Annotated in this window: 13 protein-coding genes and 2 tRNA genes; 4 read left to right on the top strand and 11 right to left on the bottom strand. The window is 71.5% G+C overall.

Annotation, left to right across the window (positions count from 1 at the left end; genetic code table 11):
* Positions 1-146: 146 nt before the first annotated feature.
* Positions 147-221 (bottom strand) — tRNA-Pro (locus FHS13_RS04875).
* 155 nt (positions 222-376) lie between these two features.
* Here FHS13_RS04875 and FHS13_RS04870 point away from each other — a divergent pair.
* The 3 genes from FHS13_RS04870 (at position 377) to FHS13_RS04860 (ending at position 3,046) form a co-directional block, all read left to right on the top strand.
* Positions 377-447: transfer RNA gene (locus FHS13_RS04870), tRNA-Gly, on the top strand.
* 207 nt (positions 448-654) lie between these two features.
* A complete protein-coding gene (locus tag FHS13_RS04865) occupies positions 655-1,140 on the top strand; it encodes an adenylyltransferase/cytidyltransferase family protein (protein WP_184288190.1) in 486 nt (161 codons plus the stop codon).
* Between the two features lie 43 nt (positions 1,141-1,183).
* The gene (locus FHS13_RS04860; protein ID WP_184289133.1) at positions 1,184-3,046 is read left to right on the top strand and encodes an ABC transporter ATP-binding protein; all 1,863 of its coding nucleotides are present in this window, start codon (positions 1,184-1,186) and stop codon (positions 3,044-3,046) included.
* 16 nt (positions 3,047-3,062) lie between these two features.
* Here the strand turns inward: FHS13_RS04860 and FHS13_RS04855 are convergent, their stop codons facing one another.
* The 10 genes from FHS13_RS04855 to FHS13_RS04810 form a co-directional block, all read right to left on the bottom strand.
* Positions 3,063-3,662, bottom strand: a complete 600-nt coding sequence (locus tag FHS13_RS04855) for a (2Fe-2S) ferredoxin domain-containing protein (RefSeq protein WP_343064906.1) — start codon at positions 3,660-3,662, stop codon at positions 3,063-3,065.
* Positions 3,663-3,782: 120 nt separating this feature from the next.
* On the bottom strand, positions 3,783-4,643 hold the full coding sequence (locus FHS13_RS04850) for a M23 family metallopeptidase (RefSeq protein WP_184288187.1): 861 nt from the start codon (positions 4,641-4,643) through the stop codon (positions 3,783-3,785).
* A 39-nt stretch (positions 4,644-4,682) separates the two neighbouring features.
* Positions 4,683-4,904, bottom strand: a complete 222-nt coding sequence (locus tag FHS13_RS04845; RefSeq protein WP_184288185.1) for an antitoxin — start codon at positions 4,902-4,904, stop codon at positions 4,683-4,685.
* 89 nt (positions 4,905-4,993) lie between these two features.
* Positions 4,994-6,337, bottom strand: coding sequence for a magnesium transporter (gene mgtE / locus FHS13_RS04840; RefSeq protein WP_184288182.1), 1,344 nt, complete (start codon positions 6,335-6,337; stop codon positions 4,994-4,996).
* A gap of 307 nt (positions 6,338-6,644) precedes the next feature.
* Positions 6,645-7,748 carry a PP2C family protein-serine/threonine phosphatase gene (locus FHS13_RS04835; protein WP_184288179.1) on the bottom strand — a complete coding sequence of 368 codons (1,104 nt, stop codon included), beginning with the start codon at positions 7,746-7,748 and terminating at the stop codon, positions 6,645-6,647.
* 405 nt (positions 7,749-8,153) lie between these two features.
* Entirely contained in the window at positions 8,154-8,621 is a 468-nt protein-coding gene (locus FHS13_RS04830) for a ribose-5-phosphate isomerase (RefSeq protein ID WP_184288176.1), read from the bottom strand.
* Positions 8,622-8,717: 96 nt separating this feature from the next.
* Positions 8,718-8,855: a hypothetical protein gene (locus FHS13_RS04825; protein ID WP_184288173.1), complete on the bottom strand. Its 138-nt coding sequence runs from the start codon at positions 8,853-8,855 to the stop codon at positions 8,718-8,720.
* A 153-nt stretch (positions 8,856-9,008) separates the two neighbouring features.
* Positions 9,009-10,430 carry an aldehyde dehydrogenase family protein gene (locus FHS13_RS04820; protein ID WP_184288170.1) on the bottom strand — a complete coding sequence of 474 codons (1,422 nt, stop codon included), beginning with the start codon at positions 10,428-10,430 and terminating at the stop codon, positions 9,009-9,011.
* An 88-nt stretch (positions 10,431-10,518) separates the two neighbouring features.
* The gene (locus FHS13_RS04815) at positions 10,519-10,677 is read right to left on the bottom strand and encodes a hypothetical protein (protein ID WP_184288167.1); all 159 of its coding nucleotides are present in this window, start codon (positions 10,675-10,677) and stop codon (positions 10,519-10,521) included.
* A 131-nt stretch (positions 10,678-10,808) separates the two neighbouring features.
* Entirely contained in the window at positions 10,809-11,444 is a 636-nt protein-coding gene (locus FHS13_RS04810) for a mycothiol-dependent nitroreductase Rv2466c family protein (protein ID WP_184288164.1), read from the bottom strand.
* A 231-nt stretch (positions 11,445-11,675) separates the two neighbouring features.
* Here FHS13_RS04810 and pepN point away from each other — a divergent pair, with 231 nt between their 5' ends.
* Positions 11,676-14,216 (top strand): aminopeptidase N, encoded by a 2,541-nt coding sequence (pepN, locus tag FHS13_RS04805; RefSeq protein ID WP_184288148.1) that lies wholly within the window; start codon positions 11,676-11,678, stop codon positions 14,214-14,216.
* Positions 14,217-14,278 lie beyond the last annotated feature (62 nt).

Here is a 14,278-nt window from a genome sequence, read left to right as displayed (position 1 = left end):
ACCCCGGCACGGCCTGGCGACCACTGCTTCCGAGGTGCCCTGCGACGGGCTGGGACTTACAGTTTCCTGCTGATCGCACCAAGTCTAGGGCAGATACACAGGGGGCCATCGCGCGCGGCCACTGGCCGCCGCAACGGTTGGTTTCGTCGGGGTGGCGGGATTCGAACCCGCGGCCTCATGCTCCCAAAGCATGCGCGCTAACCAAGCTGCGCCACACCCCGTGGCCCGGTGCCTTGTCGGGACCGGTCCCGGCACTGCGCCGGACACGCGGATCGTACGCTTCCGGGGGGAAGTGTGCGACCAACGCCCTGGAGACTGTACTCTTGTCTCCGTCGGCTCCACGAGTCTAGAGGAAACTCAAGGGCTCCGATGCCACGCGGGCGTAGTTCAATGGTAGAACCCCAGCCTTCCAAGCTGGTCATGCGAGTTCGATTCTCGTCGCCCGCTCCTGACGGCGGCGGGCCGGTGCCTGAGGCACCGGCCCGCCGCCTTTTCGTGTCCGCCCCGGGGAGAGCGTCCTCACACAGGCGGCCGGCGGTCGGGGGCCGCCTGCCGGAGCTCGGAATACCCCTGGCGCGTGGGTACGTTGACCCTTCGGGGCGGGCCCGTCGTCGCGGACCCGGAGCGGGCGCCCTCGACGAGGCGGGTGGATGGATGACTGAGCCGGGTACTTCCCTGAGCGCGCGCTGGTTCGAGCAGCCCGAGGGGCTGACGAGGCCGGCCGTCGTCACCGGGGTGTTCGACGTACTCCACGTGGGCCACGTCCGCTTTCTCCGGGCCATCGCCGCCCGCGGCCTCCCCGTCGCCGTCGGCATCGAGTCCGACGAGCGCGTGCGCTCCTGGAAGGGACCCGGACGGCCGGTCAACCCCGCGGAGGAGCGCGCCGAGACCGTCGCCGCCCTGGCGTGCGTCGCCGGCGCCTTCGTCATCGAGGGCCCGCCCGAGGTGGCCGACTGGTCCGCCTATGCCGAGCTCCTGCGCCCCCTGGCACCCGCGGCCCTGGCCTACACGGCCGGCGACCGCTACACCCGGGCCAAGATCCGCGGCGCCGACGCCCTCGGCGCGCAGTCCTGGGAGATGCCCTTCACCCCCGGGCGCTCCACCACCGCAGCCCTGGGCCGCCTCGCGCACTCCCTCTAGAGGCCGCCCCCGAAGTGAGACGAGAACGATACCGCCCATGGCCATGATGTCCGGAAGGCCCTCCTACAGGGCCCTGGTCAACGACGGAAGCGCCCGGGGACAGAAGCTTCCGCCCGGGATCACCCGCAGGGTCGCCTCCTACGCGAAGCCGCACCGGCGGCTGATCGTGTACTTCCTCCTGACCACCTCGGTGGGTGCCGCGATCGTGGTCGCCAACCCCCTGCTGCTCAAGGCCGTCATCGACCACGGCATCATCCCGGGCGACTCGCGGCTCGTGGTCGCCCTGGCCCTGGCCGCCGGCGCCCTGGCCCTCCTGGAGGGCGGGCTCAACCTGCTCAGCCGGTGGCTGTCGGCCCGGATCGGCGAGGGGGTCATCTACCTTCTGCGCACACAGGTGTTCACCCACGTGCAGCGGATGCCGATGGCGTTCTTCACCCGCACCCAGACCGGTTCCCTGGTGAGCCGCCTGAACACCGACGTGGTGGGGGCGCAGCGGGCGATCACCTCCGTGCTCCAGTCGGTGGTGTCCAACCTCATCAGCGCCACCGCCGTGCTCGTCACCATGCTCGCCCTGTCGTGGCAGGTGACCCTGGTGGCACTGTTCCTGGTTCCGCTCTTCCTCGTCCCGGCCAAGCTCATCGGGCGCAAGCTGGCCGGCATCTCGCGGGACGCGATGGACACCAACGCCGACATGAGCTCGCTGATGACCGAGCGCTTCAACGTCGGCGGCGCCATGCTCGTCAAGCTCTACGGGCGCCCCGAGGAGGAGACCGCGGGTTTCTCCCGGCGGGCGGGCCGGGTCCGCGACCTGGGCGTGCGCCAGGCGGTGTTCGGCGCGCTGCTGTTCAGCATGCTGGGCACGCTCACGGCACTGGCCACGGCGATGGTGTACGGCATCGGCGGACTGCTCTCGATCGGCGGCGCCTTCGAGGTGGGCACCCTGGTGGCGCTGGCCACGCTGATGGCACGCCTGTACGGCCCCGTGACCAGTCTGTCGAACGTGCACGTGGAGATCATGACCGCGCTGGTCTCGTTCGACCGCGTCTTCGAGGTCCTGGACGTGGAGCCGCGGATCAAGGAGGCCCCGGATGCCCGTCCGCTGCCCGAGGGTCCTCTGAGCGTGGAGTTCGACGGGGTGTCGTTCCGCTACCCCGGTGCCGAGGAGGTGTCGGTGGCGTCGCTGGAGGCGGCTCCGCAGGCGCAGTCCGGCGGTGACACCCAGGTACTGAGCGAGGTGTCCTTCCGCGCCGAGCCCGGGACGATGGTGGCCCTGGTGGGGCCCTCGGGCGCGGGGAAGACGACACTGACCCATCTGGTGTCGCGCCTGTACGACCCGACCGGGGGCTCGGTGTCCATCGGCGGGCTGGACCTGCGCGAGGTCTCCATGGACTCGCTGCGCGAGACCGTGGGCGTGGTCACCCAGGACACCCAGCTGTTCCACGACACCGTGGGCGCCAACCTGCGCTACGCGCGGCCCGAGGCGACCGACGAGGAGATGGAGGAGGCGCTGCGGATGGCACGCCTGGGGCCGCTGCTGGAGCAGCTCCCCGACGGCCTGGACACAATGGTGGGCGACCGCGGGTACCGGCTCTCGGGCGGTGAGAAGCAGCGCCTGGCGATCGCCCGCCTGCTGCTGCGCGCGCCGTCCGTGGTGGTACTGGACGAGGCCACGGCGCACCTGGACTCGGAGTCCGAGGCCGCGGTGCAGGAGGCGCTGGCGGCGGCCCTGGCCGGGCGCACGTCCCTGGTCATCGCGCACCGCCTGGCCACCGTCCGCGAGGCGGACCAGATCCTGGTGCTGGAGGACGGCCGGATCCTGGAGCGCGGAACACACGAGGAGCTGCTCGGCCAGGGCGGGCTCTACACGGCCCTGTACCGCACGCAGTTCGCCCCGCAGGGGCGCTGAGACCGATGGGCGGCGGCTATCCCTTGCCGCCGCCCTTCCTCCCGGACTTCCTGTCCTTCTTGGACTTCTTGTCCTTCTTGGACTTCTTGTCCTTCTTGGACTTCTCGTCCCTGTTGGACTTCTTGTCCTTCTTGGACTTCCCCGGCCCCCGGGGCTTCTCGGACTTCTTCCGCTTCTTGTCCTTCTCGAGCTTCTCGAGCTTTTTCGGCTTCTTGAGCTTCTTCGGCTTCTTGGGCTTCTTCGGCTTCTTGGCGTCCTTGGAGGTGACGTGGTCGGCCAGGGCCTCGGGCAGGGGGGCCAGGCCGGGGCCGCCCGCGGAGATCCAGTCGTCGACGGCCTCGAGGTGCTCGTCCTCCGTGATCCGGCCGAGCCACACCGGGCGCCCGCCCGCGGCACGGCCCTCCCGGGAGGGCTGGACGACCACGACGTCGGCCTGGAAGCAGATGCCCAGGCACTTGCTGGTCCGGACCGGGACCGAGCGGCCGAGGTGGTCCTCGACGGCGCTCAGCCGGGCGAGCTGGGCCTTGTGGTCGACACCGGGGACCTTCTTCCTCGTACCGCAGCAGCAGCCGCGGCAGACCGTCAGCCGGCAGGGGCCTGCGTCCGCTCCGCCCACGTCGGCCTCCCGAGATCTGTCGCTCCTTCCCGGCCCAGGCTAGGTCGTGTTCTCGGATGCTCTCGCCCTGTCGGCGGAGCCGATCCCCCGGCGAACGGCCGAGACGATCCGAAGAACGGCCTAGTCTCTCCCGCCGGCGTCCCGGCCGATGCCGGCCTCCTCACCTGCGGTGAAGGGCCGCCAGGTCTCGGGAAGGCCCGGGGCGCGGCCCGAGCCGTCCCACCCCTCGGCCCACAGCATGGGGAGCCCCGCGGCCACGAGCGGGTGCCGATGGTCCATCAGCTGCACCCGCACCTGCGGTTCGAGGCACGCGCCCGAGCTGCCGCACCGGGCGATCGGCCGGCCCGCGCGGACGCGTTCCCCCGGGCGGACCAGCAGAGAACCCCGCTGGAGGTGGCCCAGGAGCAGATACGCGCCGCCGATGTCGATCACCACGTGGTTGCCGAGCAGCCCGGCGGGGCCGAGCAGTTCCCGAAGGGCGTTCTCCAGGACCGTTCCGAACAGCCACGGCCAGGAGTTGCGGCTGCGGTGGTCCCTGCGGCGGTCGTGCACGGCCACCACCGTCCCGTCGGCGGGCGCGTACACGGGTTGCCCGAAGGCCGGGAAGTCCTCGGGGGGACGGCTCAGGGGCCGCCAGCCGATGTCGGGGCGCGATCCGTCGGCCGGTTCGGCGACCAGACCGAGGGCGTAGGTCTGCCCGTAGGCGTGCATGCCCTGGCTGGGTACGGCGTCCACCGGGCTGGTGAGCGCCATCCAGCGGCCCCGCACGGGAGGCCGCAGGATCCGCGGCTCGCACCGCGGCGTGCCCAGGCGCAGGTACACGGCCAGGGCGGCGGCCAGCAGGGTCCAGCCGATCCACCAGGGGACCCCCGCGTATCCGGCGAGGAGAACCAGGCCCGCGATCCACACGAGGGGGACGCGGACGCGGGCGAGGACGACGGCCGTGCGGGAGGGCGAGGTGCGCGGGGCGGAGGCGGGCATGCTCCATTGTGACGCCCGCCCCCGCCCCCGGTGCACCTCCTACCGCGGTCCCTCCTCGCCGGACCCGCTCTCGTTGCGGCCGGACTGCCTGCGCAGGTAGTCCGTCGCGCTGTCGCTTCCCTTGTCGATGTGCTCGTCGTACTTTCCGCCCGTGGCCTTCTTGGCCCTCTCGGCGGCCTGGTCGACGAACTTCTCGGCCTTCTCGGGGTTGTCCCGGGCCGCCTTCTTCAGGCGGTCGAACATGTCTCCGGCACCGGCCATGGCTCCCCCTCGTACGGCGCTGCCCTGTCTCCACTGGCGCGATACCCCGTCCCTTCCGGGTCCATGCCCCGGAAGGCGGTCCCGTGCGGTCAGATCCCCAGGACGAGCGAGGCGATGGAGAAGTAGATGAGCAGGCCGGTGGCGTCCACCAGGGTGGCCACCATGGGGGAGGAGACCACTGCGGGGTCCACACCGACCCTGCGGGCGAGCAGGGGCATCGACGAGCCGATGACCGCCGCCCACACGCACACGGCGATCACGGAGAGCCCCACCACCAGGGCGACGTCGACTCCGACCAGCAGTGTCCCGATGACCATCGCCAGCGCGGCCAGCAGCACACCGAGGAGCAGGCCGACCCGGGCCTCCTTCCAGATCACCCGGGGCAGGTCGCGCAGGCGCACCTCGCCGACGGCGAGCGCGCGCACGATCGCGGTGGCCGACTGGGCACCGACGTTGCCGCCCGTGCCGATGAGCATCGGGACGAACAGCGCCAGGGCGGTCACGGCGTCCAGCGCGGACTCGAAGGCCTGCATGACGTTGACGGTGAGTGTGGAGGCCACGATGAGCAGCATCAGCCACACCACCCGGGCACCGACCAGGCGCAGGACACCGACGGACGCGTAGTGGCCGCCGACGGGGGCGGCGCCGGACTGGCGGGCCATGTCCTCGGTGTCGGCGGCCTCGATGACCTCCAGGGCGTCGTCGAAGGTCAGCAGACCGACGAAGCGGTCCTCGGAGTCCACGACCGGCAGGGAGACGAGGTTGGCCTCCTGCATGAGGCGGGCGGCGTCCTCGACGGGCTCGTAGGCCTTCACCCTGGGGGCGAACAGGTCGACGATGTCCTTGAGCAGGCGGCTGTCGTCGTTGACGACGAGGTCGCTCAGGGCGACGGTGCCGACGAGGCGGCGGCCGTCGCTGACCACGGGAAGGGTGTAGATGCTCTCGGCCTCGGCGCCCTTGGCCCGCACGACCTCCAGGGCACGGCCGACCGTGAGGTCGCGGTGCAGGACGACCGTCTCGGGGGTCATGTACCGGCCGACGGAGTCCTCGGGATATCCCAGCAGTTCGGCGGTCATCCGCCGCTCGGCGGGGCTGAGCCCGGCCAGGGCCCGCGTGGCGATCTTGGCGGGGGCCTCGCCGATGAGCCGGGCCCGGTCGTCGGGTTCCATCTCCTCGAGGAGCTCGTGGAAGGCGGTGTCCCGCAAGCCGAGCAGGACGGCCTGCTGCTGGCCGGGGTCGAGTTCCTCGAAGACCTCCAGTTCCCGGTCCTTGTCCAGGAGCCGGAAGGGAACGATCGCCTCGGTGCTCGTCATGCGGACCAGTTCGTCGGCGATCTCGTAGGGCCTGTGCTCGGCCAACCAGAGCCGGATACCGGTCAGGTCGTTCCTGTGGACCAGATCGATGAGTTCTTCAGCGCGCTCGCCTTCTGACATGCGAAGCACCCCCTCGCGTCTCCTCTGCCCGGCGGGGCGCACCCGCGGGCGACACCGGATTTCGGCCGGGCGCCGCCCGTTCGCGAAGCGGAGGGCGGTACTCGGCGGGGTGGGCACGGGGCCCCGCTCCGGGTCCCGCCGTCACTGGTGTGGTGGGCCGTGCGGGGCCTGCGCCGGAGGTGGGGAGAAGGGCGCGCACGGGTTGTCCGGGAACGTGTACGGGCGGACGGCCGTACGCGGGACGGGGAGCACAACGACCCTACCGGCCGCGGGTCGCCGGCGGGCGCTGCGGCACCCCGGCGGGATGTCAGTCCCGCCAGAGGACGACCAGCGCGCAGTCGTCGTTCTTGTCCTTGCTGAGGGTGTCCACGATCTCTCCGGCGCCTGTGGCGAAGCCTCGGTGGACGAGGGCCTCGGCGGCGCCGAGCAGGCGGTCGATCCCGGCGTCGAGGTCCTCTCCGGGGGTCTCGATGAGCCCGTCGGTGCACAGCATGATGGCGTCACCTGGCCGGATCCTGCCGCTGACGGAGGTGTAGGTCATCTCGGGGATGACGCCGAGGACCACGCCTTTGGCCTCGGTGGTGCTCCACTCGCCCTTGCCCCGGTCGTAGTGCAGAGCGGGCGGGTGGCCGGCGGAGGCGATCTCGTACGCGCCGCTGCCGAGGTCCACGCTCACATGGACGGCAGTGACGAATCCCTCACCGCTGCTGTTGCGCATGAGGTAGTCGTTGCAGTGGGCGAGGAAGTCCCGGGCGGGCACGGCCCCGATGAGACCGCTGAAGGCGCCCGAGAGCAGCAGCGCCCGGGTGCCGGCGTCCACGCCCTTGCCCGAGACGTCGACGACGGCGACGTCGAGCCGCTCGCCGTCGCAGTGGGAGACGACGAAGTCGCCGCCGAAGGAGGAGCCGCCCGCCTGGCGCAGGACCGCGGTGCGGCCCCATCCGTCGGGGAGCCGGGGAAGCCTGCCCTGCTGGCGGAGCCGGTCGCGCAGGTCCAGGAGCATCATCTCGCCGCTGAGCCCCTGCACGCCGAGGCGCTCGCGCACGCCCGACAGCAGGTAGGACAGGACGGCCGTCACGCCGATGGTGACGAGCAGGCCGGGACCGACCTGGCCGAAGTCGAGCATGTAGCCGACGAAGACCAGGACCGCGGCGACGACGGCGAGCAGGAAGGCCAGGCTCTTGCGCTTGAGGAGCAGGCCGCCGGCCAGGACCGTGAGGATGGTGGAGCTGGGCGGGAACCATCCGGTGGGTCCCCAGACGGCGCCGACCCCGATGCCGACGGCGATCGTGACGAGGGTGATGAGGACGAGCCTGTAGCGAAACAGCACCTTGCGCTGGAGCACCGAGAGGAACCGCTGCGCGGAGGAGCGCAGCAGCCGGGTGGTCTTGGCGGTCGGTGTGGGCTTCATAGGACCTCTGGATAGGCACGACCCGCTCACCCGCGGGCGTCGGAAAATCGGTCGGCTCGGAGGGCCGCGTGGCGGCGTCGGCACGGCCGAGCGGCTCGGCCGCGTCCTCGGCTCCGGACGCTCCGGTCGGCTGGGGGCGGGTGTGTGGGGCCACGCCCCGGTCGTGGTTGGCGGATGACGCCGTCTCGGGCACCGCCGCGCGGCGGATGGTGCACACCAGCCGCTGTTCACGAACTGTAGCGCGGGGGATGTGGTACTGGCACGTGCAACCTACGGGGTTGCTCCCCATAACCGCAGGTTTGGGTTCAGCCAAAACCGGGCGACCGGGAAGGCGCGCGGGGCCCGGCGGGGTCGGGAGGGGGAAGGGCCCCCGCGCGACGCGGGCGCGGGGGCGCGGGTCGGGTCCTAGGGGAGGGGCGGCAGCTCGCCGGTGTTCTCGTACTCCGTCAGCATGGCGATGCGGCGGGTGTGCCGCTCCTCCTCGCTGTACGGGGTGGAGAGGAAGACCTCCACGAAGCGGGTGGCCTCCTCGAGGGTGTGCATCCGACCGCCGATGCTGAGCACGTTGGCGTCGTTGTGCTCGCGTGCCAGCCGGGCGGTCTCCTCGCTCCAGGCCAGGGCCGCACGGACGCCCTTGACCTTGTTGGCGGCGATCTGCTCGCCGTTGCCCGAACCTCCGATGACGATGCCCAGGGAGCCCGCGTCGGAGGCCGTGCCCTCCGCGGCCCTCAGGACGAAGGGCGGGTAGTCGTCGACGGCGTCGTAGACGTTGGGCCCGGCATCGACGACGTCGTGCCCGTGCTCCTTCAGCCAGGAGACGAGGTGTTCTTTGAGCTCGTAGCCCGCATGATCTGATCCAAGGTAAACACGCACGTGTCCAGTCTGGCAGGTCGTGCGGGGGAAAGGGCACGGCGCCCCGCCCGCGCCGGAGGCGCGTGCGGGGCGCCGGTACGTTCTCTGCGGCTCCCGTCAGACCGCGGCGGCCACGCTCAGGCCGATGGCGGCGAAGAGGACCAGGGACAGGATCGAGATCAGGTTGACCACCAGGATGATCTTGATGTCCTTGCCGATGGGGCCTGCCTTGGAGACCGCGGGCTTGCTGCTCAACTCACACCTCTATTGGCTGGGTCCAGGGGATAACCGAACAGAATTTTTCCACACCCCACAACGCGCTTCCCACCGGGTCCGATTCCGGAAGGAAGCGCTCGGGAGGCGTGAGTCCGCACACAGCGCGCCGGGCGGGCCCCACGGCACCGGACCTCAGAGCTGGACGGACTTGACCTCGCAGAACTCCTCCAGGCCCGGGAGGCCGGCCTCTCGGCCGTTGCCGGAGCGCTTGTAGCCGCCGAAGGGCGCGCGGGGGTTGTACGCGCCGCCGTTGAGCTCGATCTGCCCGGCCCGCAGGCGCCGGGCGACGGCCAGGCCCTGCTCGGCGTCACCGGCCCAGACGGCGGCGTTGAGGCCGTACACCGTGTCGTTGGCGATGGCGACCGCCTCGTCCTCGGTGCCGTAGGGGATGAGGACCAGCACCGGACCGAAGATCTCCTCCTGGGCGATGCGCATGTCGTTGCGGACATCGGCGAAGACCGTGGGGGCGACGTAGTAGCCGCGGTCCCGGCCCTCGACCGGCTCCGCCCCGCCGGCGACCAGGCGGGCCCCCTCCTCGACGCCGAGCCCGATGTAGGAGCGCACCCGCTCCAGCTGCGCGGCCGAGACGAGGGGGCCCATGCGGGTGGTCTCGTCGGCCGGGTCCCCCGGCGCGTACTTGGCGGCGGCCTGCGCCGCCAGGGCGACGGCCTCCTCGTAGGAGTCGCGGTGGACCAGCATCCGGGTGAGGGCGTTGCAGCTCTGCCCGGTGTTGCGCATGACGTCGGCGACACCGCGCTTGACCGCCTGGACCAGGTCCGCACCGGGCAGGATCACGTTGGGCGACTTGCCGCCCAGTTCCAGGGCGACCTTCTTGACGGTCTCGGCGGCGACCTGGCTGACCCGGACCCCGGCGCGGGTGGAACCGGTGAAGGACACCATGTCCACACGGGGGTGGGCCGCAAGGGCCTCGCCGACGACCGGGCCCGTGCCCGACACGAGGTTGAACACGCCCGGGGGCAGTCCCGCCTCGTGGAACACCTCGGCGAGCGCGTAGGCGCTCAGCGGGGCGACCTCGCTCGGCTTGAGGACGACGGTGTTCCCCGCGAGCAGGGCCGGGACGACCTTGAGCACGATCTGGTGCAGCGGGTAGTTCCAGGGGGTGATGGCGCCGACCACACCGATGGGCTCGCGGACGACGAGCGAGTTGCCGAGCCGGGTGCCGCCGAAGAGCTCTTCCCCGGACTCCTCGACGAGGTCGATGTAGGTCTTGAACATGAGGGCGGGCAGACCGGCCTGGACCTTGCGGGAGAACACCGCGGGGGCTCCCATGTCCCGGGTGAGGATCCCGGCGATCTCCTCCAGCCGAGCGGAGAACAGCTCGTGGGCCTTGGACAGGTGGGTGACGCGCTGCCCCGGTGTGAGCCCCGCCCACGCCGCGAAGGCGGCGGCCGCGGCCTCCACCGCGGCGTCCACGTCCTCGGGCGATCCGGCCGGCACGGTGTCGATGACCTGCTCGGTCGCCGGATCGATCACGTCCAGGGCCTCGTCGGAGGCGGAGTCGCGCCAGGCGCCGTCGATGTAAAGGGATCTCATGGCCCCACTGTCGCAGAACGGGATTCGGTTTGACCAGGGGCGGCAGGCCCTGCCGGTGGATCCGCCGACGGCGCGGGGCCGCCCGCCGTCAGTCCCAGTGGGGCGGGCGCTCGTCGAGCAGGCGGGCCGTGGAGTCGTCGTCGGGGTCGTCGCCCCATCCCAGGGCGCGCTCGTCACCGGTGGTGTCGGGAAGGATCTCCAGATCGTCGAGGAAGTCGACCCTGCGCTCGTCGTCGGGTCCCCACACGGCTGCCGTCCTCTCTGCGTCTCGGCGGGACGTCCCCGCCGCCTCTTCCACGACTCCAGTGTGCCGTGCCCGGCCGACCCCTCCCGCCGTTTCCCGGCCGGCGGGGCGGCGAGCGCCGCCCCGCCTCCCGGTCAGTCGAAGACCGGACCGCGCGTGCGGGTGCGCTTGAGCTCGAAGAAACCGTCGGTTCCGGCGACCAGGCGTACGCCGTCCCACAGCTTCCCGGCCTCCTCGCCGCGCGGGATCGGGGAGACGACCGGCCCGAAGAAGGCGACGTCCTCGACCTGGATGACGGGGGTGCCCACGTCCTCCCCGACCAGCTTCATCGCCTCGCCGTGGGAGGCGCGCAGAGCCTCGTCGTACTGCGTGGAGCCTGCGGCCTCGATCAGGTCCTCGGGCAGCCCGGCGTCGGCCAGGGCGGCGCGGATCGTCTCCTCCGTCTGGGGCTCACCGCTGTTGTGGAAGCGGGTGCCCAGAGCGGTGTAGAGGCCGGCCAGGACCTCGTTTCCGAAGCGCTGCTCGGCGGCGATGCACACGCGCACCGCGGCCCACGCGTGCACCAGGAAGTCCCGGTACTCCTGGGGCAGGTCGCGGCCCTCGTTGAGCACGGCCAGGCTCATCACGTGCCAGCGCACCCGCACCGGGCGCACCTTCTCCACCTCCAGCAGCCAACGCGAGGTCATCCACGCCCACGGGCACGCCGGGTCGAACCACATGTCCGCGGTGACGTTCTCCTGCTCGCCGGTCGCTTCGGCGGTCTGTGTCATCTGTACTCCTCGGTGAGTCATACCGCTGCCCTGGGGGCACTGTTCGTGGCAACCCGCTTTTCCGGTTGCGCATTCCGTCCCCGGGCGTGGCAGGATCGGAGCCGAGTGAAGACCCATTTACCTCCGGCTCCGACGACACCCCTGACCAGAGGGCACGACCGCTCTGGCCCGGAGTCGCCGGGCCGGCGACGATCCGGCCGGCGACGACGGCGGCCGTGGAGGGAGCGTGGCGTGGCAGGGAACCTGACCCGGGACGAGGCACGGGAGCGGGCGCGCATCCTCGATGTCGACTCCTACCGCGTGGAGCTGGATCTCACCACCGGGGACGAGACCTTCCGGTCCACCACCGTGGTCCGCTTCTCCAGCTCGGAGCCGGGCGCCCGCACGTTCGTCGAGCTGGCCGCCCCCCGGGTGCTGTCGGCGACCCTCAACGGCGCGGAGCTGGACCCGGCCGAGCTGTTCGACGGCGAACGCCTGGTGCTGCCGGAGGTGGCGGCGGAGAACGAGCTGACCGTGGTGGCCGACGCCGCGTACATGCGCACGGGCGAGGGTCTGCACCGGTTCGTCGACCCGGTGGACGACGCGGTGTACCTGTACAGCCAGTTCGAGACCGCCGACGCGCACCGCATGTTCACGTGCTTCGACCAGCCCGACCTCAAGGCGACCTTCGAGCTGACGGTGTTCGCACCGCCCTCGTGGGAGGTCGTCTCCAACAGCGCTCCCGACGTCGAGCGCGAGGCCGCAGGCGAGGGCCGGGTGCGCTGGCACTTCCCGGCCACGAAGCGGATGTCCACCTACATCACCGCGCTGATCGCCGGCCCCTACCACGTGGTCCGCGACGAGCACGACGGCATTCCGCTGGGACTGTACTGCCGGGCCTCGCTCGCCGAGCACCTGGACTCCGACGCCCTGTTCGAGGTCACCAAGCAGGGTTTCGACTTCTTCCACCGGCTGTTCGGGGTGCGCTACCAGTTCGGCAAGTACGACCAGCTGTTCGTGCCCGAGTTCAACGCGGGCGCCATGGAGAACGCGGGCGCGGTCACGTTCCTGGAGGACTACGTCTTCCGCTCGCGCGTCACCGACGCCCGCTACGAGCGCCGCGCCGAGACGCTCCTGCACGAGATGGCGCACATGTGGTTCGGCGACCTGGTCACCATGCGCTGGTGGGACGACCTGTGGCTGAACGAGTCGTTCGCGACCTACGCCAGCGTGTACTGCCAGGCCAACGCCACCAGGTGGACCGACGCCTGGACCACGTTCGCCAACGTGGAGAAGGCGTGGGCGGTGCGCCAGGACCAGCTGCCCTCCACCCACCCGATCGCCGCCGACATGGTCGACATCCAGGCGGTCGAGGTCAACTTCGACGGCATCACCTACGCCAAGGGCGCCTCGGTGCTCAAGCAGCTGGCGGCGTACGTGGGCGTGGACGCGTTCTTCGCGGGCGTGCGCGCCTACTTCGAGGAGTTCGCCTACGGCAACACCGAGCTCAAGGACCTGCTCAAGCACCTGGAGGCGGCTTCCGGGCGCGACCTGGCCGAGTGGTCGCGCCAGTGGCTGGAGACCACGGGCGTCAACACCATGCGCCCGGACTTCGAGGTCGCCGCCGACGGCACCTTCACGTCCTTCGCGGTGCTGCAGGAGGCCGAGGCCGAGCACCCGACACTGCGCTCGCACCGCCTGGCGGTGGGTCTGTACGACCGCACCGACAAGGGCATCGTGCGCCGCCGCAGGGTGGAGCTGGACGTCAGCGGCGCCCGCACCGAGGTGCCGGAGCTGGTGGGCGAGGCCCGTCCCGACCTGGTGCTGATCAACGACGACGACCTGACCTTCACCAAGATCCGCCTGGACGAGCGCTCCCTGCGCACCATCGTGGAGTCCGTCGGCGAGATCCGCGAGTCGCTGCCGCGCGCGCTGGCTTTCAGCGCCGCCTGGGACATGACGCGCGACGGTGAGATGGCCGCCCGCGACTACGTCGCCCTGGTGGTCTCCGGTATCAGCGGTGTCAGCGACGTGATGGTCGCCCAGACCCTGCTGCGCCAGGCGGTGTCGGCCCTGCACAACTACGCCGACCCCGCGTGGCGGCCGTTCGGGTTCGACCAGCTCGCCGAGCGGCTGCGCGAGCTGCTCACCTCGGCCGAGCCGGGCAGCGACCTGCAGCTGGCCTACGCCAACGCGCTGGCGTCCGCCGCCCACGGCGATGCCCACCTGTCCCTGGTCCAGGGCCTCCTGGACGGCGCGATCACGGTGGACGGCCTGGTCGTGGACACCGAGCTGCGCTGGACGCTTCTGCGCCGCCTGGTGGCGGCCGGCAAGGCGGGCGAGGCCGAGATCGCCGCCGAGCTGGAGGCCGACCCGACGGCCGCCGGGCAGCGGCACGCCGCCGGTGCCCGCGCCGCGATCCCGACCGCCGAGGCCAAGGCCGCGGCGTGGGAGCGCATCGTCGGCGAGGAACTGGCCAACGCCGAGTTCCGTGCCGTGCTCCTGGGCTTCACCGAGCCGGGCCAGGCCGAGCTGTACCGGCCCTACACGGAGAAGTACTTCGCCCAGCTGGCCCCGGCCTGGGAGAAGTGGACCGGCGAGTTCGCCCAGACCTTCGCCGAGTTCATGTACCCGAACGGTCTGGTGGAGGAGGAGACGCTCCGGCGCACCGACGCCTACCTTGCCGAGGAGTCGCCGGCCCCGGCGCTGCGCCGCCTTCTGATCGAGGGCCGGGCCGGTGTGCAGCGCGCGCTGCGCGCCCGCGCCACCGACATCGCGGCGGGCCAGAGGTAGTCCCCCCGACGCGCGGGCGCGGCCCCGGAGTCCTCTCCGGGGCCGCGCCCGTGCATGCGGTC

Origin of the sequence: Nocardiopsis algeriensis (assembly GCF_014203695.1) — a bacterium.
GTDB classification, from domain to species: domain Bacteria; phylum Actinomycetota; class Actinomycetes; order Streptosporangiales; family Streptosporangiaceae; genus Nocardiopsis; species Nocardiopsis algeriensis.
Note: the sequence above shows the minus strand (reverse complement) of the source record. Positions and strands in the feature narration are given on the sequence as shown.

Coding starts and splice junctions, on each gene's coding strand:
- mgtE (WP_184288182.1), bottom strand. CDS start 6,337: ATGTCAGAAGGCGAGCGCGCTGAAGAACTCATCGATCTGGTCCACAGG.
- FHS13_RS04865 (WP_184288190.1), top strand. CDS start 655: ATGACTGAGCCGGGTACTTCCCTGAGCGCGCGCTGGTTCGAGCAGCCC.
- FHS13_RS04835 (WP_184288179.1), bottom strand. CDS start 7,748: ATGAAGCCCACACCGACCGCCAAGACCACCCGGCTGCTGCGCTCCTCC.
- FHS13_RS04810 (WP_184288164.1), bottom strand. CDS start 11,444: ATGACACAGACCGCCGAAGCGACCGGCGAGCAGGAGAACGTCACCGCG.
- FHS13_RS04860 (WP_184289133.1), top strand. CDS start 1,184: ATGATGTCCGGAAGGCCCTCCTACAGGGCCCTGGTCAACGACGGAAGC.
- FHS13_RS04820 (WP_184288170.1), bottom strand. CDS start 10,430: ATGAGATCCCTTTACATCGACGGCGCCTGGCGCGACTCCGCCTCCGAC.
- FHS13_RS04845 (WP_184288185.1), bottom strand. CDS start 4,904: ATGGCCGGTGCCGGAGACATGTTCGACCGCCTGAAGAAGGCGGCCCGG.
- FHS13_RS04850 (WP_184288187.1), bottom strand. CDS start 4,643: ATGCCCGCCTCCGCCCCGCGCACCTCGCCCTCCCGCACGGCCGTCGTC.